This window comes from Sandaracinobacter sp. T42 (genome assembly GCF_059115405.1).
This window is the reverse complement of sequence record NZ_CM181101.1, coordinates 2,199,994-2,224,613: the sequence shown is the minus strand read 5'-3', so window position 1 is coordinate 2,224,613 and position 24,620 is coordinate 2,199,994. Positions and strand designations below refer to the sequence as shown.

Here is a 24,620-nt window from a genome sequence, read left to right as displayed (position 1 = left end):
CCTTCAGATGCCACCGATTCCAAAAAAGCGGAAACTGTGGACCAAAACGCCCGGAAAGATGGAACATCCGATTCGGACGCACCCTTACCGGCTGACCTTCCGGGCGCGCAACCTGAATATGCCCGCGATTGACCCGGCCCTAGCTGCGGCTCTTCATGGCCGTCGTGCCCTTCTGGTCCCTTGGGCTTGCATCGGGCCGGATCGCGGCAAACTGCGATCCGGATGCAGTTTTGATACCGCTGGCCTCTTTCAGCCGCAACCGCTTTTCGTGTAGCCGCGTTTTTACATGCTTTTGCTGCGCCCGACCCTGTTGTGTGTGCTTGCGGCCTTCGTGCCGTTTGCCTCCGCGCCTGCGCAATCGCCGCCGGCTGCGACGCCCCTTACCTGGACGGACTGGGCCGATCTCGCCCTTTCCAGCCCTGTCGTGATCCGGGCATCCGTCAACCGGGTGGACCGGCTGTCACGCAAGGAGGCGCCGGATGTTCCGCCGGCAGAGGTTCGCGCGCTTGTCCGCGCCGGTCTTTCCGCGGCGCTCAAATCGCCTTCGGTGCTGCCGGCCGAGGCGGCCTGGCGGTGGCAAGGCCCCGCCGACGCCAGGGGGCGCCCACCCTTCGGCAAGCAGGCCGATGTGCTGGTGTTCGCGCGCCCGCTGGACGGGGGGTCGGATCCCGCCGTTCAGCCGCTGGCACTGATCAGCCGTTCGGGCCAACAGCCCTGGAGTGCGGAGGCGGACGCCATCGTTCGCGATGTGCTGAAGCAGGCACTGAAGCCCGGTGCGACCGGCCTGATGGTCACCGGGGTTCGGGATGCCTTCCACAGCGATGGGGATGTTGCCGGCGCATCCGAAAGCCAGTTCTTCCTGCGAACGGAAGGCGGCGCCCCGCTGACTCTGGTCGTCACCCGGGCGCCGGGCGCGCGTGAAACCGTTTTGGTGGCAACGGGCGATCTGGTGGAGATGGCCCAGCCGGTGCAGCCGCGAACGCTGCTCTGGCGCGGCCTTGCCTGCGGAATGCCGGATCAGTTGCCCGTTGCGTTCGCATCATCCCCGGCACTGACCGCAGACTGGGCGCTGGCGAAGCGCCGCATCGGCGCCTGCGGGCGGACGCCCGGTTAATCCGAAGAGAGCAGCACACCCACGGCCCGGGCATCCGGATAGACGTCGGGCTTGCGCAGGCTGACCGTCAGCCCGATGACGCCGGGCTTGCCCGCGATCATGTCGAAGATTTCCTGCGCCAGCGTTTCCTGCAGGTTGAAGCGCCGGCCATCCATCAGCGCGTGGATACCCGTGCGGATGAAATCATAGTTCCAGCTTGCCTCACGGGTGTCGGCTTCCGGCCAGTGGGCCAGATCGAGCCTGACCCTGACTGTCGCCAGAAGGCGCTGCGGAACGCCGACCTCGAAGTCGTGGAAACCGATGTCAGCGATCAGCTCGAGATCTTCCAGGATCACTTCGTGCGTACGCGGCGTGAGGACGGGGTGGCGCCCGTCGGAAAGGGGAATCACGGTCATGGGTGAACCATATAGGCGACATCCCTGGGAAGGGCGAGGAAACGCTGGCCGGCGTCGATCACGAGTGTCTGGCCTGTGACAGTCGGGGTTTCCACGAGATAAATCAGCGCGCGGACAAGATCCGACACATCGACCCCCCGGCCAAGCGCGTTCATCACATGCGCCTTCTCGAAGTTGGCGCGGCTTTGCGGACCGGACACCAGCGTGACCGACGGCGCGATGGCATTGACGCGGATCCGCGGCGCAAGGGTTCGCGCCATCAGTTCGGTCGCGCCGGCAAGCCCCATCTTGGAAATCGTGTAGCTGAAGAAATCGGGATTTGGGCTGGACAGCTTCGCATCCGACAGATTCACGATCAGGCCGTTCCGATCCGGGGGCAGGGCGGACGCAAACGCCTGGGACAGCAGCACGGGGGCCAGAAGGTTGACCGTCATATGCTGTTGCCAGAGCTCAAGATCGATCCGGCCGAAACTGTCCTGGACGAAGAGGGAGGCGTTGTTCACCAGCAAGGACGGCGCGGCGGGCAACGCCGCGAAGATGCGGGCTGGGGCATCCGCTTCCTGCAGGTCCGCCTGAACCAGAATCGGCTCCGCGTTCCCTGCGGACCTGATTGCGGCTGCGGCCGCCTCCGCCTCTGGCCGGGATTGGTTGAAGTGCAGGGCGATCCGGAACCCGCGCGCGGCCAGTGCTTCCGCCAGCGCGCGTCCGACACGCTTCGCGCCGCCGGTCATGAGCGCGATTGGCGCATCACCGGATTGCGACCGGAATTCATCGGGTAACGACATGCCCAACGACATAGGGCGGGCCGTTTGCCTCGGCTAGTGGGGTGCGGCTAGATGGCGCCATGGCAGATCCAGTTTCCACCGACGCATCGACCAGCAAGGCAGGGCCGCTTGCCGAAAAGGCCGCCGAAGACCTGCTGAGCCTTCCCGACCAGACCGAGCAGCTGACCCGCGAACTTTTCCACTGGTTGCAGACGGATAGTCTGGGCCTGCTGGCGGGGCTTGTTCTGGGCACGCTGCTCTATGGCCTGTTCTGGACGCTGCGCAGCTGGGCGCGGCGGCGGCTTTCGCGCAGCACCGTGTTCGGATCTTGGGGCTGGGTGGCGCTGAGGGTGGCATCCCGCACCCGCAGCTTCTTTCTGGTGATGGTATCCGCCAGGATCGTAACCAGTTTCTTCCAGGCGCCGGCTGCATGGGAATCGCTGATCGCCTTCCTGTTCACCGTGGCGTCTGCGGTGCAGGGCGCCTTCTGGGTGCGGGAATTCCTGATCGCGCTGGTGGAACGCAAGGCGGCCGCACAGACCGGCGACGCCACCATGTCGTCTGCAGTCGGCGTGCTGACCGTTCTGATCAATGTCGTTGTCTGGGCATTCGCGCTGATCATCCTGCTCGACAATCTGGGCGTGAACGTCACCGCGCTTGTCGCTGGCCTCGGGATCGGCGGTATTGCCATCGGCCTTGCTGCACAGGGCATCTTTTCCGATCTGTTCGCAGCGCTTTCGATCCTGCTGGATCAGCCGTTCCGGCGCGGGGAAACGATCCAGATCGGCGGGCCGCAGGGTGCAATCGGCACGGTGGAGCATATCGGGCTCAAGACCACGCGGCTGCGCGCGCTTTCCGGCGAAGTCGTGGTCATGTCGAACGCCAATCTGCTGAATCAGCAGATCAACAACTTTGCAGACTACTCGCACCGCCGCGTGGTGATCCTGATCGAGGTGATCTACCAGACGGATCCGGAACTGCTGGAACGCATCCCGGCAGAGCTGGAGCGGATCGTGAATGGCGTGGCCGATTGCCGGTTCGACCGGGCGCATCTGTTCCAGTTCGCGGCCTCTGCGCTGGATTATGAACTGGTGTTCACGGTGCAGAAGGCCGACCTCCAAGCCATGTTCGATGCGCGGCAGGCGGTGATGATCGCGACGATTCGCCGGTTCGGAGAGCTTGGGATCAGTTTCGCCTTCCCGGCGCAGATGAGTTTCCTTGCCGGACCGGACGGGCAAATCGTCGATCCGCACCCGCCCGGCGGCGGGACCGCATTGCCGCCCGGCCACGCGCGGGCCCGGGCCTGACAGCGGCGGCCGCGTCCTCTTCAATGCGGGGTTGCGCAGGGAAGGGGCAGTCGGCAAGGACGGTTCCCATTCGAAACGCCAATTCTGGGAGAGAGATATGGGGCGGGGACTTCCACTTGCGGACTATCTGGCGCTGAAGGGCAAGGAACTCGGCACGTCGGACTGGATCCTGGTCGACCAGGCGCGGATCGACCAGTTCGCCGAGACGACGGGCGATCACCAGTTCATCCACGTCAATCCGGAACTGGCGAAACAGACGCCGTTCGGAACCACCATCGCCCATGGCTATCTCACCCTCTCTCTGCTGTCCGCCATGGCCTATGGCGTGCTGCCGGGGATCGAAGGCACGAAGATGGGTGTGAACTATGGCCTGAACTCCGTGCGCTTCCTGGCCCCGGTGAAGAGCGGGAAGCGGGTTCGCGGCCATTTCACCATGAAGGACGTGAGCGAGCGTTCGCCCGGGGTCGTTCAGACGACAGTCGAGGTGAAGGTGGAGATCGAGGGCGAGGACAAGCCCGCACTCGCAGCAGAGTGGGTCACGCTCGCCTATGTGTGATGCGGACAGGGTGTCGTGCCCGGCCAGACTGATTATTCCAGGGGAGAACCAGAATGCGTGAAGCCGTCATTGTTTCCACCGCCCGCACGCCGATCGGAAAGGCGCACCGCGGGGCGTTCAACGCCACCCTGACCCCGACGCTGGCCAGCCATGCCGTGAAAGCGGCCGTGGCGCGCGCGAAGCTGGAAGGGCCGGAAATCGAGGATGTTGTGATGGGCTGCGTGCTGACGCAGGGATCGGCCGGCGGCAACATCGCCCGCACCGCCCTGCTGCGCGCCGGCCTTCCCGTGACGGTTTCGGGCCAGACCATCGATCGCCAGTGCTCGTCGGGCCTGATGGCGATCGCGACGGCGGCCAAGCAGATCATCATCGACGGCCAGCAGATCGCAATGGGCGCGGGTGTCGACTCGATCTCGACGGTCCAGAATGACAGGTTCCGGGCAGAAGGCGATCCGGAACTGGTTGCGATGCACCCGTCTATCTACATGCCGATGATCGACACCGCAGAGGTGGTTGCGAAGCGCTATAACATCAGCCGCGACCGGCAGGACGAATATGCCTACCAGTCGCAGATGCGCACTGCGGCTGCCCAGCAGGCCGGCAAGTTCGACGACGAGATCGTGCCGGTGACGGCGACAATGAAGATGGTCAACAAGGAGACGAAGGAAGTCTCCGAGCATGTGATCACGCTGACGAAGGACGAAGGCAACCGGCCCGAAACGACGCTGGAGGGCCTGAAGGGTCTGCAGCCGGTGCGCGGACCCGGGCTGAACATCACGGCCGGCAACGCGAGCCAGCTTTCGGACGGCGCTTCTGCCGCCGTGCTGATGGAAGCCGGTGAGGCCGCGCGACGGGGCCTTCAGCCGCTGGGCCGCTATGCGGGCATGGCGGTGGCCGGCCTTGAGCCCGACGAAATGGGGATCGGCCCCGTCTATGCGATCCCGAAGCTTCTGAAGCAGAATGGCCTGAAGGTGGACGACATCGGCCTTTGGGAGCTGAACGAGGCGTTCGCGGTGCAGGTGATCTATTGCGCCGACAAGCTCGGCATTCCGATGGACCGTCTGAACGTCAACGGCGGCGCCATTTCCATCGGCCATCCGTTCGGCATGTCCGGGGCACGGCTCGTCGGCCATGCGCTGATCGAAGGGAAGCGCCGGGGTGTGAAGCATGTTGTCGTGACGATGTGCGTGGGCGGCGGCATGGGCGCCGCAGGCCTGTTCGAAGTCCTCTGATCCCCCGCCGGCCGGCACCATTCCCCGCAAGGGGGGTTGGAACCGGCCGGCAGCCATCCTAACTTGATGGGCGAGAGAGGTTTTGCCCCTGTAAGCCGGGGCGCTGGATTAGGAGCTGACCATGGCAACCAACGGCAAGACCATTACCGACCTGGCTGACGATGTCGCCGGCAAGGCCAGCCAGGCTTCGAAGAAGGCGGCCGACAAGGCGTCGGACGTGATCGTCGAAGTGAAGGGTGGCACGGCGGAGATCTTCGAAAAGGCTGGCGAAGGCGCGAGGACAGCGGCCTCGACCGGCAAGGACTATGCAGCCGAAGGGCTGGCGGGTCTGGCCGACGCGGCACGGCAGATCGCCGGCAAGCTCGGGGATTCGCCTGCCGACAGTGGCAACGCCAAGGCGGCTGAGTTCGCCCGCAAGGCGGCTGAGTCGATCGACAAATTCTCGGTGAAGCTTCGCGAAAAGGAAGTGGGCGAGATTGCCGAGGACGCCCGCAGCGTGGTGCGCAACAACCCCGCGATTGCGGTGGGGGCTGCGGCCGTCATCGGCTTTGCCCTGGCGCGGTTCCTGAAGGGCTCTGGTGGACGCGAGGCCTGAGTTCGACAGCGACGAAACAGGCGCGGCCGAACCCCGGCGGCGCTCGATCGTCGAAACCTGGACCGAGGTTGTCGCCGATGCCGGCGGCCTCGTCCGGGCCGAAGCCGCGCTTGCCAGGGCGGAAACCGAACGCAACATCCGGCTGATCGGCCGCGAATCTGCGAAGATTCTCGTCGGTGGAATGCTTGCGTTGATGGCGCTTGTGTTCCTGACCATCGCGGCCGTGGTCGCGCTTGCAGAGTTCATCGGCTTGCTGCCGGCCCTGCTTGTCGTTGCAGCCTTCAGCCTGGGGGCCGGCTGGCTGCTGATTTCCAGGGGCCTTGAAGGTGTTTCAGGGCAGTCCATTCTGCCTGAGCGGGTGCTGAAGCGGATGGGGCGGGATCTGGATCGTCTGGCGGATCGGGCCCCCTTGCCCGAGGCTAAGGTTCGGCCGGACGAAAGCGGAGGCGTGCGTGAAGCAGCCTGAAGCGGACGACGCCCGCATGGAGGCCCTTCGTGCCGAAGCCAGTGCCAGACGAATGCGTCTGGCCGGGAATCTGGATGAACTGTCGGTTCGCATGCGGCCCGGCAACCTGGTGCAGGAAGCAAAGGACATGGCTTGGGCGGAGGTGGATCGCGTGACGGATGACGTACTGAACATTGCCGAAGATCTGGTGCACGACAGCATGGACTGGGTGCGCGAGAATCGAACCCTTGTCGCGGGGGGTGGGCTCGTCGGGCTGGCGGCTGCCGGCCTTGTCTGGTTCGCGACCCGCCGGAAGCCAACCCCGCTGTATGCGGCCTATGATATGGAGGATCCCCTGATGACCGACACGGATGAAGTTCCGTCCGCCAAGGTGGCGTCTGCCTGGGGCAAGGTAAAGGAAGAGGCCCTCCACCTGACGGAGAAGGCGGAAGGCAGCTATTATGCGGCCCGTTCGCGGGCGGCCGAGTTGTCGGCAGACGCGAAGGAGCGCGCGGCGGAAGCTGCCGTCGTTGCCCGGCAGAAAGCGCATGAAGCCGCTGAAGCCGCGCGCGAAGCGGCCGAGAAGGCAAGGATCGCGGCAGGTGAAGCCGGGGACTGGGCGAAGAAGCAGCCGCAGGAAAATCCGGCGACGGTGGTGCTGGTGGCGCTGGCCGCCGGCGCGCTGATCGGCGCACTTCTGCCGGCATCCGGCCGCCGCCGCGCCTGATCCGGCGTTCAGCAGGCAGAAAGTCGTTTTATGGAAAGGGGTTGGCCGTCAGGCTGGCCCCTTTTCAGTGCCCGCCCCCAAGAACCGGAGCCTGGAATTGAAGCCATTCACACTTGCCATTTCGATCGCGCTTGCTTCCCCTGCGCTGATGGCCGCCCCCGCGTATGCGCAATCGGCCGCCACCGGTCCCGCGACTGCGGCGCAACAGAAGGCCGCCAGCGAGTTCATCGACGATCTCGCCAATCAGGCCTTCGCGGTGCTGCGCGACAAAAGCCTGTCGAAGGATCAGGCGCGGGCGAAGTTCCGTAGTCTGCTGCGCGCCAACTTCGATGTGGACGGCACCGGGTTGCGGCTGATTCGTGCCTATCGGGCGCCCGGTAGCCCCATCAAGCTGACGGACGCGCAGGTGAACGCCTATCGCGCGGCGCTTCCGGACTTCCTTGTGAACACCTATTCGGACCGGCTGTATGATTTCGCCACCGCGAAGGTCACGGTCGTTCGCAGCGTTCCGCGCGGAACCCGCGGCGAAGTGGATGTGTTCACGCGCATCAGCGACCCAAAGGGCGGCAAACCGATCGATGCGATCTGGCAGGTGAAAGCTGGTGCGAAGCCGCTGGTTTCCAACATCACCGTGAACGGTGTGAACGTCGCGTTGACCCAGGAAGCTGACTTCAAGGCCTATATCGAAAAGAACGGATTCGATGCGCTGGTGGACTTCATGAAGAAGGCCAAATAACCTGCCTGCCATGAGCGGGAACAGCGAACTTGATCTGTCGGCGGCTGCCTTCGTCCACCCCAGTGCACTCCTCTACGGGAAAGTGCGGATGGCGGAGGGCAGTTCCATCTGGTGCAATGCGGTGATCCGGTCGGAAGCCGCGCATGTGGAGATCGGGGCCTTCACGAACATCCAGGATTTCGTGATGATTCATACCGACCCTGGCCGGCCGGTGGTGATCGGAAGCCATTGCTCGATTACCCATCATGCCACGATCCACGGCTCTTCAATCGGCAACAATGTGCTCGTGGGCATCAATGCCACCATCTACGGCGGCTCCCACATCGGTGACAATTCGATCGTGGGCCAGCACGCCTATGTGAAGGACGGGACGATCGTGCCGCCCAATTCGATCGTGGTGGGAAGCCCGGCGAAGGTGATCCGCATGGCCAACAGTTGGGTCGCCAACCGGATGAACGCCCTGTTCTATCACCGCAACGCGCTGGCCTATGCGCAGGGCGACCATCGCGCGTGGGAGGGGCCTGAGTTCGATGCATGGCTGCAATCCACGCTCAGCCGCTTGACCGAGGAATTCCGCGCACTAGAGGCCGCGGCATGAGCAAACTGCATCTTGTGTTCGGCGGCCGGGTGAAAGATCCGCGCGGCCATGATTTCGAGGATCCGTCGGCCCTGCATATCGTCGGCATCTTTCCGGACTATGCGGCTGCGGAAGCCGCCTGGCGCGGCGAAGCCCAGCGGACGGTGGATGATGCGCAGATGAAATATGTGGTGGTTCATCTGCACCGCCTGCTGGAGCCTGACGTCGATCCGGCCTGATCGCCCGATTCCGGGGCGGCCCCCGTCCGGCGGCGGTGGTCGCTGAACTTCTCGCCGTCGCGCCTCTCGGTGCGATAGCCGTTCACTTTCCAGGGCTTGCACAGCTTGCAGCCGGCACGACGGCTGCGGGGTCTACCACGTTTGTGATTCATTTCGCCCCCAAATTCCCTGCGTGCGGCAGGATATGGGGGTGGACTTTCGGTAGGGGAAGGGCCGGCGTTCCGGCCCTTCCAGCATTCTTCAGCGACCCTTCCAGACGGGAGCCCGCTTTTCCAGGAAGGCAATGGGGCCTTCCTTCGCATCTTCCGAGCTGAAGACGAGTGCGGATGTCTTGTTGGAGATCTTCCACAGCTCTTCTTCGGCCGCGTCGAAGCTCATCCGCGAAACCTTCAGCGACTCGCGCACCGACAGCGGCGCATTGACGCTGATCGCCTTCGCCAGGGCGATGGCTTCGTCCAGAACCTTGTCCGCGGTGGTCAGGCGATTGACAAGCCCCAGTTGATAGGCGCGCGGAGCGTCGATCGGATCGCCAGTCGCGACCAGTTCATAAGCGATGGCCGCCGGCAGACGCCGGGTCAGACGGAACACGCCGCCGGCGCCCGCGAACAGACCGCGCTTCACTTCGGGCAGGCCGAAGCGGCTGTTGTCGGAAGCAACGATCATGTCGCAGCTCAGCGCCAGTTCGCATCCGCCGGCAAGCGCCGGGGCGGCAACTGCCGCGATCCACGGCTTTTCCCGCTTTGCCCGGGCAAGGCCGCCAAAACCGCCATCCGGCGTGGAAAGCGTGTGACCGCGGCCCTTGGAAATTTCCGAAAGGTCCGCGCCGGCCGAAAAGGCCCCGTCTGAGGTGGAGGCGAGAATCACGACGCGGATGTCGGGATTCGCTTCCGTCTCTTTCACGATCCAGTCCATTGCGGCTGCAAGGTCGCCGTTCACGGCGTTGCGCTTGTCTGGGCGGTTCAGTCGCACAAGGCCGATATGGCCTTCGACGACTTCGTAAAGAACTTCGCGGCCAACGCCGTCGGGCTTATCGCTCATCTTGGTCTCCCCATCAGGCCCTGCATGCGGGCACGGCAATGGGCATAGGCGACAGAGCGGCGGCAGGGCGACCTGAACAATGTCAGGGGGGATTGCGCGCTGTCGGCGGCGATCAGCTGTCGCGGCTCCACATCATCGGCGCCGGATCCAGCCGCTCAAGGATGTAGAGGCTGCCATAGGCGCCGCGCACCAGCCTGAAGCCGTCATCAAGATAGGTCACGTCGGTCTTCAGGGAATCGACCCGAACACCCGTCGCCGGCATCCGCAGAGGTGATCCCGGACCGAACAGCAGGGCATCCGTATAGCGGATGTCGATGGTCTGATCGTCCTCAGCCTCGTAACGGCCCGCCATCACGATCGTGCCGGGGGTACCGTCCTCGAACAGGATGTAGATGACATTGTCGTACAGACCGGTCCGGGGGTCGATCTCGTTGTAGAGCTCGACCACCTCGACCGGATCCGCCGGAAGCGTTCCGAGGGACAGCTGGGCCAGCGTTGTGCGCCGCTGCAGCTCGAAATTGGAATAGAGCAGCCGCCAGCGGCCGCGGAGCAGGCTGGAAGCGCGGGCTGGTTCCGGTGTGGGATTCATCCGTTCGAGCTCTGTGGCGAGTTCGCGGATACGGGCGGTCGCGGCAGGCCCGGCGCGAAAACCGACTTCGGTTTCCGCGCCAAGGGTCGCGAGTTCCTGCTTGATGGCCGAGGCGTGACGCATGATGTGAAATGGCGCTGCGAGAGGGTGTCTCGTCAACCTCCCGCAGAGGTGAGGGTAAGGGCGATCTTGCCGACATGCCCGCCCTGTTCCATCAGACGGTGCGCGGCTTCCGCCTGTTCCAGCGGAAATTCCCTGAACAGATGTGCCTTCAGGGTTCCATCGGCGAAATGCGGCCAGACTTCGGCCTTCAGCGCATCGGCCAGAAGGCCCTTCTCCGCGACGCTGCGCGGACGCAGCAGGGAGCCCGTGATGTGCAGGCGGCGGCGCATCACGAAGGCGATATCCAGTTCCAGCCGCCCGCCCATCTGGAACGCGATGGAAACATGTCGCCCGCCTTCCTTCAGGGCGGCGAGGTTGCGCGGGAAATATTCGCCGCCCACCATGTCGAGCACGACATCCACGCCGCGTCCGCCGGTGAGATCCCGGACAATCGGTGCGAAATCACCATTCCGGTAGTTGATCGCATGGGTGGCGCCCTTTTCCAGCGCCGCCTGGCATTTCGCATCGGTTCCGCAGGTCACGATGATCTCAAGCCCGCGAAGGCGGGCGAAATCGATCGCCGTCACCCCGATGCCCGATGTGCCGCCATGCACGAGCAGCGATTCGCAGGACTGGCAGTGCGCCAGTTCATGCAGGTTGGCCCACACGGTGAACCAGGTTTCGGGCAGGGTGGCGGCTTCGGCGAATCGCATGCCGGGGGGCACCGGCAGGCACTGCACGGCCGGGGCCGTCACATAATCGGCATAGGCCCCGCCCGCGACGAGCGCCGTTACCGGATCCCCGACCGTCAGGGTGTCAACACCGTCGCCCAGCGCGACGATTTCGCCGGCGGCTTCCAGGCCCAGGATCGACGGCGCGCCGGGCGGCATCGGATAGCGCCCCATGCGTTGCAGCACGTCCGGCCGGTTCACGCCGGCGGCATGTACCCGGATCAGCACTTCGCCGGGCCCGGGCAGGGGCACTGGCCTTTCCACGATTTCAAGCACATCGGGGCCGCCGGGCCGGGCCGGGTCAATCGCACGCATCAGGCTGGGAATTGTCATGCGGCAATCGTTGCTGGGCCGCGCGCGAAAGTGCAAGAGTGCCCGTCAGGAGGCGCCCATGGACGTTGAAGATTTCCTGACCCGGCGGCCGGAAAGCCCGCTCGCCCAGCTGATGCGGGAAGATCTGGACAGGCTGTCGGTGGACGAACTGGCCGAACGGATTTCCCTTCTTGAAGGTGAAATCGCGCGCACGAAGGCCAAGCGCGATTCGGCGACTGCATTCCGCTCGGTGGCGGACGCGTTGTTCCGCAAGTGAGCCTGTTCGGAAAACTGATCCTGCGGGATCTGTCGCTGATGGCCGGCCGGCCGGGCGAGTGGCTGATGCCGCTTCTTTTCTTTCTGCTGGTGGCTCTGCTGCTGCCCTTCGCCATCGGGCCGGAACCCCGGCTGCTTGCGAGGCTCGCGCCCGGAATCCTGTGGGTGGGGGCGCTGCTGGCTAGCCTGATTCCTGTTTCCACCCTGTTCGCGCTCGATTCGGCCGACGGCACGCTGGATCAGCTGCTGGTGCGGGGGATTGCGGCGGAAACGCTGGCGGCGGCCCGGCTTGTCGCCCTGTGGCTGGGGTTCGGCCTGCCGCTGCTGCTGGCGGCGCCGATCGCTTCGCTGCTGCTCGGTTACCCGATCGATTCGCTCCGCCATCTTCTGCCGGGGCTTCTGGCAGGGGCGTTGGGCTTGTCGGCGCTGGCGATCGTGGCGGGATCCGTCACGCTGGGCGCGCGCGGTGGCGCCGGATTGGTGGCGCTGCTGGTGGTGCCGCTGGCCATTCCGCTGCTTCTTTTCGGCAGCAGTCCGTCCGAACCGGGCGCCCTGGGGCTGGCGACCGCGACTGCGCTGTTGCTGGCGGCCATCGCCCCCTTTGCGGCGGGTGCGGCGCTCCGCGCTTCCAGGGGGTAAGACATGCCATCGCCGCGTCGGCGCGGGCCGTCGGCGATCGCCCTGCGGCAAGCTGTGGGGCTGACGGCTTGCGAATTCCCATGCTAGGGCCGATTGCAACGACATGCCTGCCCCTGATTTCCACGCACTGGCCAACCCGCTTCGATTCCAGCGGTTCGCAACGGTCCTGACCCCCTGGCTGCTTTTGCCGGGCCTTGGGTTCCTTGGGCTTGGGCTGGCGCGTGGCCTGTTCCTGGCACCGCCGGATTATCTGCAGGGTGACATGGTGCGGATCCTCTATGTGCATGTGCCTGCGGCCTGGTTCGCGATGGGTGGTTATCTGGGCATGGCGATTGCGGCGCTGTCGGGCATGGTGTGGAAGCATCCGCTGGCCAGCCTCAGCGTGCGCGCCATCGCGCCCGTCGGCGCAACTTTCGCGGCCATCTGCCTGATCACCGGGGCCATCTGGGGCAAGCCCAGCTGGGGAACCTGGTGGGTGTGGGATGGCCGCCTGACCTCCATGCTTGTCCTGTTCCTTCTGTATCTTGGGGTCATCGCCCTCATTCATCTGCACGAGGACAAGTCGCGCGGTCTGAAGATGGCGGGCTTCCTGGCGATCGTGGGCACCATCAACCTGCCGATCATCAAGTTCAGCGTGGAATGGTGGAATACCCTGCACCAGCCGGCCTCGATCCGCCTGTCGGGCAGTTCCATCCATCCCGAGATGCTGGCGCCGCTTCTGTTGTCGGCTCTGGGTTTCCTTCTGCTGTTCGCAAGCCTGGTGCTGATCCGCATGCGGACCCTGATTGCCGAGCAACGCCTGGAAATGCGCGCGCTGCGCCGCGCGGCGCGGGCTGGTTGAGAGGGCCGGACCGATGCCGCATCTTCCCTTCATCGTGGCCGCCTATGCCGTGACGTTCGCGGGCCTTGGCGGGCTTGTCATCTGGTCTCTGCTGCGTCTTCGCCGGGCAGAACGCGCGCTGGGCGGAGAAGATTGATGGCAGCACCCAAACCCAAGCGGCAGCGGCTGGTGCTGGCGCTCTCGGCGCTGGCTGTTCTGGCTGTGGCAGGCCTTGTCGCTACATTTGCGCTGCAGGACACGGCCGCCTACTTCAAGGCGCCGTCCGACCTTGCAACGGATCGCCCTTCGCCGGGGGAGACATTCCGGCTGGGCGGCCTCGTCAAGGCGGGCTCCGTCAGCCGCTCGGCGGATGGACTGGTGCTGAACTTCACCGTCACCGACATGCACGCGGAAACACCGGCCAGTTATCGCGGAATCGTGCCGGACCTGTTCCGGGAAAATCAGGGCGTGATCGCGACGGGCAGCCTCGATTCCGAAGGGCGGTTCGTCGCACAGGAACTCCTCGCCAAGCATGACGAGAATTACATGCCCCCCGAAGTCGCGAAAAAGCTGGAGGAACAGGGGCATCCCGGCGGGAAGGGCAGTTCCGGGCAGGGCGGCGGGGCATGATCCCCGAACTTGGCCATCTGGCGCTGTGGCTTGCCGCTGCAGCGGCACTTCTGCAGGCACTCGCCCCCTCGATCGGCCTGTGGCGCGGGGATGAAGGCCTGATCGGCCTTGCCCGGCCGTCGGCTGTCGCGCAGGCGCTTCTCACACTGTTCGCCTTTGGCGCGCTCACCTGGGCTTTCTGGGTGTCCGACTTTTCCGTGAAGCTGGTGACCAGCAACAGCCACAGCCTGAAGCCCGACATGTACCGGCTGACGGGTGTGTGGGCGAACCATGAGGGCTCGCTGCTGCTGTGGGTAATGGTGATGGCGCTGGCGGGCGCTGCCGTGGCGCTGGCCCCCGCGACGCTTGGCGCACGCTTCCGTGCCCGGGTGCTGTCGGTTCAGGCCTTCGTTGCGCTGGGCTTCTTTGCCTTCCTGTTGATCGCTTCGAACCCGTTCGAACGCCTTTCGCCGGCGCCGACCGAAGGGCAAGGGCTCAATCCACTGCTGCAGGATCCCGGGCTCGCCTTCCACCCGCCGCTTCTCTACCTCGGCTATGTCGGCTTTTCCGTTGCCTTCGCCTTCGCGGTTGCCGGCATGCTGGAAGACAAGGTGGGTCCGGCATGGGCCCGCGCGACGCGCCCCTGGGTGGCGGGCGCCTGGGCCTTCCTCACGCTCGGCATCGCGCTTGGCAGTTTCTGGGCCTATTATGAACTTGGCTGGGGCGGCTGGTGGTTCTGGGATCCGGTCGAGAATGCGGCGCTGATGCCCTGGCTCGCGGGCACCGCGCTGCTGCATTCCATCGCCGTCGTGATGAAGCGCGATGCGCTGCGGGCCTGGACACTGCTGCTGGCGGTCGCGGCCTTCTCCTTGTCGATGATGGGCACTTTCATCGTGCGGTCGGGCCTTCTTACCTCGGTCCATGCCTTCGCCGTCGACCCTTCGCGCGGGTTGTTCCTGATGCTGCTGATGGCGCTGTATATCGGCGGCGCCCTTACCATCTATGCGCTGGCCGCCGGACGGGTAGCCGAAGGGCGCCAGTTCGCGCTGATCAGCCGGGAATCCGCCCTCGTCGCCAACAATCTGCTGATGTCGGCCATCCTCGGCGTGGTTCTGCTGGGGACGCTCTATCCAATGGCGCTGGAAGCGGCGGGCGGTGCGCAGATCTCGGTTGGCCCGCCCTATTTCAACCGCACCACATTGCCGATGCTGTTCCTTGCCGCTGCGCTGATGGCGGTTGCCCCGCATCTGGGCTGGCGGCGGAGCGCGACGGGCCATCTTTCGGCCCGTCTGTTGCCCGCCGGGCTTGCGGTGGCGGCCGTGGCGGTCATTGCCGTCTGGCCTCTTGGCGTCCGCGGCGTTGGCGCTCTTGTCGGCTTTGGCGCCGCAGCCTGGCTGGGCGTCGCCAGCCTTTCGCTTCTGCTACAGCGTGGGCTGACCCTGAATGTCGCCGGCATGGCGCTTGCTCATCTGGGGGTCGCCGTGTCGATCCTGGGCGCGACGGCATCCGGCGCATTGCAGCGGGAAGCGCTGGTCTCTCTGCGGGTGGGCGATGCGATCGAGATGGGCCCCTGGACGGCCGAACTCGTCGATGTCCGCCCGGTGGCCGGCCCGAACTGGACCGCGATCGAAGCAACGCTGGATATTCGCCGGGACGGCCGGCCCGTGGCGGTGCTGAAGCCGCAATCGCGCATGTTCGTGGCCCCGCCCCAGGAAACGACGGAAGCGGGCCGCGCAGGCTGGTGGGGTGGCGAAGTCTATTCCGTGCTGGGCAAACCGGACGGTTCCGGCCGCTGGCAGATCCACCTGTGGGTGAAGCCGCTGGTCCGCCTGATCTGGTGGGGTGGGCTGCTGATGGCGTTCGGCGGACTGCTGGCGCTGGGCGGCCGCGTGCGGGCGCGCTTCCCGCGCGCTGCCAGGCGCGCCGCCCCTGCGATGCAGGCCGCCTGAGGTGCGCGGCCGTTTCCGCCTTGTCTGGCTGTTGCCCCTGCTGCTGTTCGGCGGGCTGGTCGCGCTGATGGCGAACCATCTGGGTGCGCCACAGCAGCAGGTGATCCGCAGCAGGATGATCGGCAAGCCGCTTGCTGATTTCGCGCTGGAAGGGGTCGCCGGCGCGCCGGGTCTGGCGCTTGCGGATCTGAAGGGTGGCAGGCCCGTGCTGGTGAACATCTTTGCCAGCTGGTGCCTGCCATGCGCTGTCGAGGCGCCCCGGCTTCAGGATCTGCAGCAGCTTGGCGCAACCATCCACGGAATCGCACTTCGGGACCGGCCGCAGGATGTTGAGGCGTTCCTTGCACGACACGGCAATCCTTTCAGCCGGATCGGGCAGGATCCCGGCGGCCGGATGATGCTGGCCTTCGGGGCGTCTGGCGTGCCGGAAACCTATGTTGTCGATGGCAACGGCGTGATCCGTTACCAGCATCTGGGCGAGATCCGTCCCGAACATGTGGACCTGCTGCTGGCCGAATTGGAGAAGGCACGATGAGGCCGGTCGCAATTGCCCTGCTGCTTTTGCTGGCAGCCTCTCCCGCTGTCGCGGAACCGCCGCCGCCACCGGACGTGCCGCTTGCCGATGCCACGCAGGAGGCAAAGGCCAGGGCGTTGATGGCCGAACTGCGCTGCCTGACCTGCCAGAACCAGACCATCGCGGATTCGAACGCAGCTCAGGCGCAGGCGATGCGTGCGGAAGTCCGGGAACGCATCGCCGCCGGCGAGGAACCGGAAGCCGTCCGCGCCTTCTTTGTCGAACGCTACGGGGACTGGGTCAGTTTCGTGCCACCCGCACGTCAGGATACGGCCCTGCTGTGGGCCGCGCCGCTGCTGTTCCTTGCGATCGGCCTGGTTCTGGTCGCACGGAGGTTCCGCCGGTGAAGTGGCCACAGATCCTCGCCGTCGCGATCGTGCTTGCGGCCGGCCTTGGCGGCTATGCGATCGTCGGACGCCCGGGGCTTCCGTCCGCCCCGGCGCCGAAGTTCGTGCCGAATCCCGAACTGACCCCGCTCGCCGAACAGGCCTCCAAGGCCCTTCTCGACAATTACGGCGACGTGCGGGCCTGGCTGACCCTGTCTGACGCGCTGATCCGGGCGAAGCGGACGGAAACCGCCGTCGCCTCGCTGCAGAGCGGTCTTGAGGCGATTCCCGGCAATGCCGATCTGTGGGTGCAGATGGGGGTCGCGCTGGTTGCGCATGCCGATGGAGAGGTGGTTCCGGCCGCGCGGCTGGCCTTCGATCGCGCGGCGCGCCTGTCACCCGACCATCCGGCGCCAAGCTATTTCCTGGGGCTGGCCTGGCTGCAATCGGCCGATGTGGATCGGGCGCTGGAAACCTGGCGCGCCCTGCAGGCCCGCAGCACGCCCGATGCGCCATGGCGCCCCTTGCTCGATCGCCAGATTGCGGCGGCCGAAACGATGAAGCAGATGGGGGTGGGGCAGGGAATGATGCCGAAATCCGGCATGGCTGCCCCTGGGGAGGAGTCTGCGCGATGATCCTTGTCCATCATCTGAACAACAGCCGTTCCCAGCGGGTTCTCTGGCTGCTGGAAGAGCTTGGGCTGCCGTACGAAATCCTGAAATACCAGCGCGATGCGGTCACGAATCTCGCCCCGCCCGAGCTGGAGGCTGTGCATCCGCTGGGCAAGTCGCCCATGCTGGAACTGGACGGGCGGCTGCTGATCGAATCCGGCGCGATCATCGAAACGGTGATCCGCAGCGCCGGCGGCGGCCGTCTGGCGCCCCGGGACGGCAGTGCGGATCATGATCGCTACATCATGTGGCTGCACTATGCCGAAGGCTCTGCCATGCTGCCGCTGATGCTTCAGCTCTATGTCGGCCGGCTGGGAGAGGGCGGTGCGCCGCTGCAACCCCGGATCGACAGCGAGATCGCACGGCACCTTGGTTGGCTGGAATCGGAGCTGGCGGGTCGTGACTGGCTTGTGGGGAACGACATCACCGGGGCGGACATCCAGATGAGCTTCGTCGGCGAGGTTGCCGGCGCGTTCGGCGTTCGTGGCAGCTTTCCCGCCATCGAGGCCTGGGTCCGCCGCTTTCAGGCGCGCCCGGCCTACCAGCGCGCGCTGGAGAAGGGCGGGCCCTACGCCTTCCTCTGACCCCCCGTTGCTGCTGGTGCGAAACGGTGCTAGCGCGCGGACTGTCAGACCTCGCAAGAGGCCGCCGTTGCACGGTGAAGATATGAGATTCGCTTGCCGCTTCCAACGGTTCGGGACAACAGCGCAGGTCTTGCGCGGATGACGACAGCAACAGCAGGCCATGGCGGCTCAACCCATGCGAAGGATGGGTTGCCGAAATTGATGCTTGGTGCGCTGGGTGTCGTCTTCGGCGACATTGGCACCTCGCCGCTCTATGCGCTCAGGGAAACCTTTGCCGGGCATCATCCGCTGCCGGTCGATCCCTATCATATCCAGGGTGTCATCAGTCTGATCTTCTGGACGATGATGCTGATCGTCACCGTGAAATATGTCGGCATCATCCTGCGGGCGGACAACCGGGGGGAGGGCGGCACAATCGCGCTGCAGGCGTTGCTGATGCGCCATGGCCATGGCCGGCGCTGGGCGCCATGGGTGGTCGTGCTGGGGATCCTGGCGACGGCCCTGTTCTTCGGGGAAAGCATCATCACGCCGGCGATTTCCGTGCTGTCGGCCGTCGAGGGGCTGACGGTTGTGGAAGCCAAGCTCCAGCCGCTGGTTCTTCCGATCTCCATCGGGATCATCGTGGCCCTTTTCCTGATCCAGGCCTATGGCACGTCGAAGGTGGGGGCGCTGTTCGGCCCCATCACGCTTGTCTATTTCCTGACGCTGGCGACGCTGGGCGTCACCAACATCCTCGCCAACCCGATGATCCTGCAGGCACTTTCGCCGCACCATGCCTTCAATTTCTTCCGGACGGACGGGCTGCTGGCGTTCCTTGCCCTCTCGTCGGTGGTGCTCGCGGTGACGGGGGCCGAAGCGCTCTATGCCGACATGGGGCATTTCGGCCGCAATCCGATCCGGCTCAGCTGGATGACCATCGTGCTGCCGTCGCTCATGCTGTGCTATCTGGGGCAGGGCGCGTTGCTGATCGGGGATCCGTCTGCCATCCGTAACCCCTTCTTCCTGCTGGCGCCGGAACATCTGCGCCTTCCGCTGGTGATCCTCGCCACCATGGCCACGGTCATCGCCTCCCAGGCGGTCATCTCGGGCGCCTTCTCGATCACGCGGCAGGCCGTTCAGCTCGGTTATCTGCCACGGCTCAGGATCCTGCACACCTCGGCGTCGACACAGGGGCAGATCTATATCCCCTTCATCAACTGGACCCTTCTGGTTCTTGTGATCATCCTCGTGCTCGGGTTTGAAACCTCGTCCAACCTGGCGGCTGCCTACGGAATTTCCGTGACGGGCACGATGTTCATATCCACCTGCATGATGGGGATCCTGATCCTCTATGTGTGGAAATGGAACCGCTTGCTGGCCGGGCTCGTGATCGGCGCCTTCCTGGTGATCGACGGGGCCTATTTCAGCGCGAACCTGACGAAGATTCCCGACGGTGGCTGGTTCCCGCTGGCGATCGGCCTGTTTGCCTTCACGCTTCTCACCACCTGGTCGCGGGGCCGTTACCTGATGAACCAGCGCCTGACGGAATCGGCCATGCCGATGGAGGTGTTCATCAAGTCCGCCGCCCGCGCCGCGACGCGCGTGCCGGGCACAGCCGTATTCATGACATCGACACCGCAGGGGGTGCCGCACGCGCTGCTGCACAATCTGAAGCACAACAAGGTGCTGCACGAGCGCATCCTGATCCTGACAGTCGTGATCGACGAGATTCCGTTCGTGGATCTTGAGGACCGGGTCGAAGTCGTCGATCTGGGCGAGAACTTCTACCGCATGATCCTGCGCTATGGCTTCATGCAGCAACCCGATGTGCCCGCCGCGCTGAAGATCGTGGAAAACTGCGGGCCGCAGATCAAGATGATGGATACCAGCTTCTTCCTGGCCCGCCAGACCCTGCTGCCTTCGGAACGGCCGGGCATGGCGATCTGGCGCGAAAAGCTGTTCGCATGGATGCTGCGCAACGCGGAATCCGCGATGGAGTTCTTCAAGCTGCCCACCAACCGCGTGGTGGAACTGGGATCCCAGGTCGAGATCTGAGGCGCATCCGCCCGGTCATCAATGCACAAGGAAAAAAGAAGGGCCGCGATCCGAAGATCGCGGCCCTTCCGCTTTTCAGCCTGAGAGTCGCTTACTTGGCGACTTCAGCAGCCTTTTGCTCGACAGCCGAAGCAGCCGCTTCGACTTGGCCAGCAGCAGCAGCGGTCGCGTCGGCGGCAGCGGCGGTCGCGCCGGCAGCAGCGTCGGTGGCAGCGGTAGCGGCCGTGTCGGCAGCAGCGTCAACCGTGGCCGCAGCGGCGTCAGCCGTGGTGGCAGCAGCTTCAGCGGTGGCGTCGGCAGCGGCAGCCGTGTCGGCAGCGGCTTCGGCGGTCGCGTCGGCGGCCTTCTTTTCGCCGCAAGCGGCGAGGACGGCGAGGCTGGCAACAGCAGCGATGGTGAGAGCCTTGTTCATTCTGACCTCCTGATCGGGCACATGTCCCAAGTTGTTGCAGGCCATGGGGACGAACCCAAAACTGGGACCTTGCGGCCGCAAACCCGTGAACGGCGAAAACAGATGTGCCGCCGCCACGAAGTTTTTGCGCCTTGCATGAAGCCGATTCATATTTCAAGCCTGTTTGTTGACAATCGTGCGCATTCCAGGCTTGGCGCAGGGGCGGGATAAGGGCAGAAGAGCCCGCGTGAAACTTCTGGCTCCGCTCCGTCTCGGCACCCGATCGTCCCCACTTGCGATGGCGCAGGCCCGGATGGCTGCCGCTGCCCTTCAGGCAGCCCATGGTCTTTCGGATGATCAGATTCGCATCATTCCCGTGCAGACGACCGGAGACCGGATCCAGGACAGGCCACTGGCGGAAATCGGCGGCAAGGCGTTGTGGACCAGGGAACTGGACAGGGCCCTGATCGACGGGGAAATCGATTTCGCGGTTCACTCCATGAAGGATGTGGAAACGCGGCTGGCAGATGGCGTTGCCCTGGCCGCGGTGCTTCCCCGCGCCGATGTGCGCGACAGGCTGATCGGCGCGGATGCGATCGAGGCGATCGCCCCGGGCGCCATCGTCGGCACATCCAGCCCGCGGCGTGCGGCCCAGTTGCTGAATCGCAGGCCGGATCTCAGGGTTGAAAGTCTTCGGGGCAATGTCGAGACGCGCCTTCGCGCCATCCGGGAAGGGCGGGTCGCCGCGACATTTCTCGCCGCTGCCGGGCTCGACAGGCTTGGAATAGAGGCGGGCGCGCCGCTGCCACTGACGGACTGGCTCCCGGCGGCATCGCAGGGGATCGTGGGAATGACATGCCGGCCGGCCGATACCCGCGTTTTGTCCCTTCTGGCACAGGTGAACGATGCCGGCGCATTCCGCGCCCTAACGGCCGAACGCGCGGTTCTGGAAGGGCTGGGCGGCAGTTGCCATACGTCGGTTGCCGTTCACGCCTTGGCGGCGGAGGCGATCAGCCTGCGGGCCGAACTGCTGAGCCCGGACGGGCAGGAACAGGTCTGCGCGGAAGTTGCGGGGCAGGGTGATCCGCACGAACTGGGGCTTGAGCTGGCCCGGATCCTGTTGGATCAGGCGCCCCCCGCAATCCTGGCTTCGCTGGAGAAGGCGGCGACTTGACCAGACCCTGCCTGCTGCTGACCCGCCCAGCCGAAGAGGTGGCGGGAACGGCGGAGGCCGCACGGCTTGCCGGCTTCGACACCCTTGCCGCCCCGTTGCTGGAGATCGTGCCGATCGAATGGTCCGTGCCGGCGGATGCCGCGCCGGACAGCCTTCTGTTCACCAGCGCCCGCGCGCCAGCCTTCGCGATGGGCCTGCCGCCCGCATTGAAGGGCCTGCCAGCCTATGCTGTGGGGCCAAATACGAAGGAAGCCGTGGAGAAAGCCGGCTTTCGGATCGTATCGACCGGCGCAACCGATGGCAGCGCCATCGTTGCGCGCGCGGCTGCCGACGGTCGTGCACGGATCCTGCATCTGTCAGGGGAGCAGACGGCCCGGATCACCAGCCCCCCGGGCACGAGGCTGATCCGCGTGCCGGTCTATGCAGCCCGCCTTGTGCCCGCCCTGCCAGATTCCGCGCTTTTGGCTCTGCGGTCCGGCTCGCTGTTCGCAACGCTCCTGTTCTCGCCGCGGACGGCGCGGCACTTTCGTCAACTGCTGGAGACGCATGATGTGCCGGTCGCCGGCCAGCGCATCGTCGCGTTAAGCCCGGCCGTTGCCGCTGCGGCAGGGCCGGGCTGGCGCGACATCGCGATTGCGGCAATGCCCGCGCGGGAGCAGGCACTGGCCGCAGCTTTGGGGCTGTGGCAAGGCTTGCCGCATGACTAATGGCTCCTTTGATGAACTGGATCGCCTTGCCGCCCGCAGCCTTGCCGCGCGCGAGGAAGAGGCGAAGCGCAGGGGCGCTCGGCCGATCTGGCCCTGGCTGATTTCTGCCGGCCTGCTCGCCTTCGCGCTGGGCCTGATCGGCAGCCCCGTGTTCGAGCGTGCGGCGCGAAGCCACCTGCCTGCCGAACTGCGCAGCGAATCCGTGCCCGCACCGGATCCGCGCGTGGGCGGGCTCACCGAACGGGTCGAACAGCTGGAAGCACGCGGCGCCAGGCCCGCAAGCCTGCCGGCTCAGGCGCCTGCGGCGGATGTGACTGCGGTTGATTCGCGCATTGCCACACTGGAAATGCGGATGGGTGAAGTCCTGGCTGCGATGAACGCGCTGGCGGCAGATCAGCAGCGCACGAGCAGCGCGCTGGCAATGGAAGACGCACGCCTGCGGGATCTTTTCCTGCTGGGCGTCACGCGGCGCATGCTGGAGGCCGGCCGACCGCTGACTCAGCTGGAGCCTGCGCTGGAGGCCCGATATCGCGCAACGGATTCCGCCAGCCTTGATGCGCTTCTGGCCTGGTCGCGCTCGCCGCAGTCCCGTCACAGCCTGCAGCTGCGGCTTCAGACGATTGCCGACGCGCAGGCAGCCAGCCCTGCCAGTCAGAACTGGTGGGATCGTCTCAAGACGCGTCTGGGCAGCCTGGTCACCGTGCGGACCGAAGGCGGGACGAAGCCGCTCGATTTCAATGCCCATATCCGCAATGCGCGCGAAGCCATGGCTGCCGGCGATGTCACGCTGGCAATCGCCGCGCTCAAGCCGCTTCCGCAGACGGCCGATACCCGCCAGTGGCTGGGTGATGCACAGCTTTTGCTGGAAGCCGACACGGCCCTGTCACGGCTGGAAGCGGCAGCAATCAACGAGGCGGCGGCCGAAGCAGCCAGGCGCGCCGCCCAGTCAGCGCCAGCCCAGACAGTGCCAGGCAACACAGCACCGGCCGGGGCCGCGCCGCAGGGGCGCGCTGCGCCTTAACCAGCCGGAGCGCTTGCGCCAGCAATGCTGCAACGGCTAACGAGAGCCCGTTACAACGGCAGGAATGGATAAGCAGCATGCGCGTCGCCATGATCGGATCGGGATATGTCGGGTTGGTGTCCGGCGCATGCTTCGCGGATTTCGGCCATGATGTCGTCTGCGTCGACAAGGATCCCGGCAAGATCGAGCGGCTGAAGGCGAATGTGATGCCCATCTTCGAGCCCGGGCTCGACGATCTGGTGGAAACGAACGTGAAGGCCGGCCGTCTCAGCTTCACGACTGATCTTGCCGAGGGCATGAATGGCGCGCAGGCCGTGTTCATCGCCGTCGGAACCCCGTCTCGCCGTGGCGATGGCCATGCCGATCTCAGCTATGTTTATGCGGCGGCAAAGGAAATTGCCGCGAACATCGACGGCTTCACGGTGGTCGTCACCAAGTCGACGGTTCCCGTCGGCACCGGGGACGAAGTGGAACGGATCATCCGCGAAACCAACCCGAAAGCCGATTTCGCGGTGGCTTCCAATCCGGAATTTCTGCGCGAAGGCGCGGCCATCGCGGATTTCAAGCGGCCGGACCGCATCGTGATCGGGGTCGAGGATGATCGCGCAAAGGCCGTCCTCGAAGAACTGTATCGTCCGCTCTATCTGAATCAGGCGCCGATCATGGTGACAAGCCGGCGCACCTCGGAACTCACCAAATATGCGGCCAATGCCTTCCTCGCGGTGAAGATCACCTTCATCAACGAGATTGCGGATCTGTGCGAGAAGGTGGGGGCCAATGTGCAGGATGTCGCGCGCGGGATCGGGCTCGACAACCGCATCGGCTCGAAATTCCTGAACGCCGGCCCCGGCTATGGCGGCAGCTGCTTCCCCAAGGATACGCTGGCGCTGATCAAGACAGCGCAGGACAATGACGCCCCCGTCCGAATCGTCGAAACGGTGGCCCAGGTGAACGATACCCGTAAGCGCGCGATGGGCCGCCGGGTGATCGCCGCAGCCGGGGGCGACGTGCGGGGCAAGAAGATCGGCGTGCTGGGCCTGACGTTCAAGCCCAACACCGATGACATGCGCGACAGCCCGGCTATTGCGATCATCCAGACGTTGCAGGATGCCGGCGCGAATGTTTCCGCTTTCGATCCGGAAGGGGTGGAACAGGCCAAGCTGGTGCTTCAGAATGTCGATTATGCCGACAGCCCCTATGCCGCCCTGGAAGGCGCGGATGCGATGGTGCTGGTGACGGAATGGGACGCTTTCCGCGCCCTGGATCTGGCGCGGGTAAAGAGCCTGCTTCGCTCACCGGTGGTGGTGGATCTGCGCAATGTCTATCGCCCTGAGGAAATGGCGCGCCACGGCCTCAACTATAGTGGAATTGGCCGCTAGCGGCCGG

General features: G+C 65.3%; 31 protein-coding genes. 25 read left to right on the top strand and 6 right to left on the bottom strand.

Annotated elements, in window-relative coordinates; translation table 11 throughout:
• Positions 1–286 precede the first annotated feature (286 nt).
• Positions 287–1,114, top strand: a complete 828-nt coding sequence (locus ACW9TV_RS10880; RefSeq protein WP_494303500.1) for a hypothetical protein — start codon at positions 287–289, stop codon at positions 1,112–1,114.
• On the opposite strand, the gene ACW9TV_RS10875 is transcribed toward ACW9TV_RS10880, so the two are convergent.
• A complete protein-coding gene (locus ACW9TV_RS10875) occupies positions 1,111–1,509 on the bottom strand; it encodes a dihydroneopterin aldolase (protein WP_494303499.1) in 399 nt (132 codons plus the stop codon). The two genes, ACW9TV_RS10880 and ACW9TV_RS10875, sit on opposite strands and share 4 nt — an antisense overlap.
• On the bottom strand, positions 1,506–2,294 hold the full coding sequence (locus tag ACW9TV_RS10870) for an SDR family oxidoreductase (RefSeq protein WP_494303498.1): 789 nt from the start codon (positions 2,292–2,294) through the stop codon (positions 1,506–1,508). The genes ACW9TV_RS10875 and ACW9TV_RS10870 overlap by 4 nt, the downstream gene beginning before the upstream one ends.
• Positions 2,295–2,353: 59 nt before the next feature.
• Here ACW9TV_RS10870 and ACW9TV_RS10865 point away from each other — a divergent pair, with 59 nt between their 5' ends.
• The 9 genes from ACW9TV_RS10865 (at position 2,354) to ACW9TV_RS10825 (ending at position 8,687) form a co-directional block, all read left to right on the top strand.
• Entirely contained in the window at positions 2,354–3,580 is a 1,227-nt protein-coding gene (locus ACW9TV_RS10865; RefSeq protein WP_494303497.1) for a mechanosensitive ion channel family protein, read from the top strand.
• 97 nt (positions 3,581–3,677) lie between these two features.
• Positions 3,678–4,136, top strand: coding sequence for a MaoC family dehydratase (locus ACW9TV_RS10860; RefSeq protein WP_494303496.1), 459 nt, complete (start codon positions 3,678–3,680; stop codon positions 4,134–4,136).
• Positions 4,137–4,189: 53 nt separating this feature from the next.
• The gene (locus ACW9TV_RS10855; RefSeq protein WP_494303495.1) at positions 4,190–5,368 is read left to right on the top strand and encodes an acetyl-CoA C-acyltransferase; all 1,179 of its coding nucleotides are present in this window, start codon (positions 4,190–4,192) and stop codon (positions 5,366–5,368) included.
• 121 nt (positions 5,369–5,489) lie between these two features.
• Positions 5,490–5,963 carry a hypothetical protein gene (locus ACW9TV_RS10850; protein ID WP_494303494.1) on the top strand — a complete coding sequence of 158 codons (474 nt, stop codon included), beginning with the start codon at positions 5,490–5,492 and terminating at the stop codon, positions 5,961–5,963.
• The gene (locus ACW9TV_RS10845; RefSeq protein ID WP_494303493.1) at positions 5,947–6,429 is read left to right on the top strand and encodes a phage holin family protein; all 483 of its coding nucleotides are present in this window, start codon (positions 5,947–5,949) and stop codon (positions 6,427–6,429) included. The genes ACW9TV_RS10850 and ACW9TV_RS10845 overlap by 17 nt, the downstream gene beginning before the upstream one ends.
• The gene (locus ACW9TV_RS10840; RefSeq protein WP_494303492.1) at positions 6,416–7,135 is read left to right on the top strand and encodes a DUF3618 domain-containing protein; all 720 of its coding nucleotides are present in this window, start codon (positions 6,416–6,418) and stop codon (positions 7,133–7,135) included. The genes ACW9TV_RS10845 and ACW9TV_RS10840 overlap by 14 nt, the downstream gene beginning before the upstream one ends.
• Before the next feature lie 148 nt (positions 7,136–7,283).
• On the top strand, positions 7,284–7,871 hold the full coding sequence (locus tag ACW9TV_RS10835; RefSeq protein WP_494303491.1) for an MlaC/ttg2D family ABC transporter substrate-binding protein: 588 nt from the start codon (positions 7,284–7,286) through the stop codon (positions 7,869–7,871).
• Positions 7,872–7,881: 10 nt separating this feature from the next.
• Positions 7,882–8,469, top strand: coding sequence for a gamma carbonic anhydrase family protein (locus ACW9TV_RS10830; protein WP_494303490.1), 588 nt, complete (start codon positions 7,882–7,884; stop codon positions 8,467–8,469).
• Complete coding sequence (locus ACW9TV_RS10825; RefSeq protein ID WP_494303489.1) at positions 8,466–8,687, top strand: DUF4170 domain-containing protein; 222 nt, start codon at positions 8,466–8,468, stop codon at positions 8,685–8,687. Before ACW9TV_RS10830 ends, ACW9TV_RS10825 begins: the two co-directional genes overlap by 4 nt.
• 240 nt (positions 8,688–8,927) lie before the next feature.
• Here the strand turns inward: ACW9TV_RS10825 and ACW9TV_RS10820 are convergent, their stop codons facing one another.
• From ACW9TV_RS10820 to ACW9TV_RS10810, 3 genes are all read right to left on the bottom strand, one after another.
• Positions 8,928–9,725 carry an enoyl-CoA hydratase-related protein gene (locus ACW9TV_RS10820; protein ID WP_494303488.1) on the bottom strand — a complete coding sequence of 266 codons (798 nt, stop codon included), beginning with the start codon at positions 9,723–9,725 and terminating at the stop codon, positions 8,928–8,930.
• Positions 9,726–9,837: 112 nt separating this feature from the next.
• A complete protein-coding gene (locus ACW9TV_RS10815) occupies positions 9,838–10,437 on the bottom strand; it encodes a PAP/fibrillin family protein (RefSeq protein WP_494303487.1) in 600 nt (199 codons plus the stop codon).
• 32 nt (positions 10,438–10,469) lie between these two features.
• On the bottom strand, positions 10,470–11,480 hold the full coding sequence (locus ACW9TV_RS10810) for an NAD(P)H-quinone oxidoreductase (protein WP_494303486.1): 1,011 nt from the start codon (positions 11,478–11,480) through the stop codon (positions 10,470–10,472).
• A gap of 58 nt (positions 11,481–11,538) precedes the next feature.
• Between ACW9TV_RS10810 and ACW9TV_RS10805 the strand changes: the two genes are divergently transcribed.
• From ACW9TV_RS10805 to ACW9TV_RS10755, 11 genes are all read left to right on the top strand, one after another.
• On the top strand, positions 11,539–11,736 hold the full coding sequence (locus tag ACW9TV_RS10805) for a DUF1192 domain-containing protein (protein ID WP_494303485.1): 198 nt from the start codon (positions 11,539–11,541) through the stop codon (positions 11,734–11,736).
• On the top strand, positions 11,733–12,374 hold the full coding sequence (locus ACW9TV_RS10800) for a heme exporter protein CcmB (protein ID WP_494303484.1): 642 nt from the start codon (positions 11,733–11,735) through the stop codon (positions 12,372–12,374). Before ACW9TV_RS10805 ends, ACW9TV_RS10800 begins: the two co-directional genes overlap by 4 nt.
• A 103-nt stretch (positions 12,375–12,477) precedes the next feature.
• Complete coding sequence (locus tag ACW9TV_RS10795; protein WP_494303483.1) at positions 12,478–13,215, top strand: heme ABC transporter permease; 738 nt, start codon at positions 12,478–12,480, stop codon at positions 13,213–13,215.
• A 13-nt stretch (positions 13,216–13,228) separates the two neighbouring features.
• Complete coding sequence (ccmD, locus tag ACW9TV_RS10790; protein ID WP_494303482.1) at positions 13,229–13,351, top strand: heme exporter protein CcmD; 123 nt, start codon at positions 13,229–13,231, stop codon at positions 13,349–13,351.
• On the top strand, positions 13,351–13,824 hold the full coding sequence (ccmE, locus tag ACW9TV_RS10785) for a cytochrome c maturation protein CcmE (protein WP_494303481.1): 474 nt from the start codon (positions 13,351–13,353) through the stop codon (positions 13,822–13,824). Before ccmD ends, ccmE begins: the two co-directional genes overlap by 1 nt.
• Positions 13,821–15,752: a heme lyase CcmF/NrfE family subunit gene (locus ACW9TV_RS10780; RefSeq protein WP_494303480.1), complete on the top strand. Its 1,932-nt coding sequence runs from the start codon at positions 13,821–13,823 to the stop codon at positions 15,750–15,752. The genes ccmE and ACW9TV_RS10780 overlap by 4 nt, the downstream gene beginning before the upstream one ends.
• 1 nt (position 15,753) lies before the next feature.
• The gene (locus ACW9TV_RS10775; RefSeq protein ID WP_494303479.1) at positions 15,754–16,287 is read left to right on the top strand and encodes a redoxin domain-containing protein; all 534 of its coding nucleotides are present in this window, start codon (positions 15,754–15,756) and stop codon (positions 16,285–16,287) included.
• Positions 16,284–16,673, top strand: a complete 390-nt coding sequence (locus tag ACW9TV_RS10770; protein ID WP_494303478.1) for a cytochrome c-type biogenesis protein — start codon at positions 16,284–16,286, stop codon at positions 16,671–16,673. The genes ACW9TV_RS10775 and ACW9TV_RS10770 overlap by 4 nt, the downstream gene beginning before the upstream one ends.
• On the top strand, positions 16,670–17,287 hold the full coding sequence (locus ACW9TV_RS10765) for a tetratricopeptide repeat protein (RefSeq protein ID WP_494303477.1): 618 nt from the start codon (positions 16,670–16,672) through the stop codon (positions 17,285–17,287). The genes ACW9TV_RS10770 and ACW9TV_RS10765 overlap by 4 nt, the downstream gene beginning before the upstream one ends.
• Positions 17,284–17,907: a glutathione S-transferase family protein gene (locus tag ACW9TV_RS10760; RefSeq protein WP_494303476.1), complete on the top strand. Its 624-nt coding sequence runs from the start codon at positions 17,284–17,286 to the stop codon at positions 17,905–17,907. Before ACW9TV_RS10765 ends, ACW9TV_RS10760 begins: the two co-directional genes overlap by 4 nt.
• A gap of 138 nt (positions 17,908–18,045) precedes the next feature.
• Positions 18,046–19,941, top strand: coding sequence for a potassium transporter Kup (locus ACW9TV_RS10755; protein ID WP_494303475.1), 1,896 nt, complete (start codon positions 18,046–18,048; stop codon positions 19,939–19,941).
• A 91-nt stretch (positions 19,942–20,032) separates the two neighbouring features.
• On the opposite strand, the gene ACW9TV_RS10750 is transcribed toward ACW9TV_RS10755, so the two are convergent.
• The gene (locus ACW9TV_RS10750) at positions 20,033–20,503 is read right to left on the bottom strand and encodes a hypothetical protein (protein WP_494303474.1); all 471 of its coding nucleotides are present in this window, start codon (positions 20,501–20,503) and stop codon (positions 20,033–20,035) included.
• A gap of 76 nt (positions 20,504–20,579) precedes the next feature.
• On the opposite strand from ACW9TV_RS10750, the gene hemC reads away from it, so the two are divergent.
• From hemC to ACW9TV_RS10730, 4 genes are all read left to right on the top strand, one after another.
• Entirely contained in the window at positions 20,580–21,506 is a 927-nt protein-coding gene (gene hemC, locus ACW9TV_RS10745; RefSeq protein WP_494303473.1) for a hydroxymethylbilane synthase, read from the top strand.
• On the top strand, positions 21,503–22,213 hold the full coding sequence (locus ACW9TV_RS10740) for a uroporphyrinogen-III synthase (protein ID WP_494303472.1): 711 nt from the start codon (positions 21,503–21,505) through the stop codon (positions 22,211–22,213). Before hemC ends, ACW9TV_RS10740 begins: the two co-directional genes overlap by 4 nt.
• Positions 22,206–23,234, top strand: a complete 1,029-nt coding sequence (locus ACW9TV_RS10735; protein WP_494303471.1) for a hypothetical protein — start codon at positions 22,206–22,208, stop codon at positions 23,232–23,234. The genes ACW9TV_RS10740 and ACW9TV_RS10735 overlap by 8 nt, the downstream gene beginning before the upstream one ends.
• A gap of 77 nt (positions 23,235–23,311) precedes the next feature.
• Positions 23,312–24,613, top strand: a complete 1,302-nt coding sequence (locus tag ACW9TV_RS10730; protein ID WP_494303470.1) for a UDP-glucose dehydrogenase family protein — start codon at positions 23,312–23,314, stop codon at positions 24,611–24,613.
• The last annotated feature ends 7 nt before the right edge of the window (positions 24,614–24,620 follow it).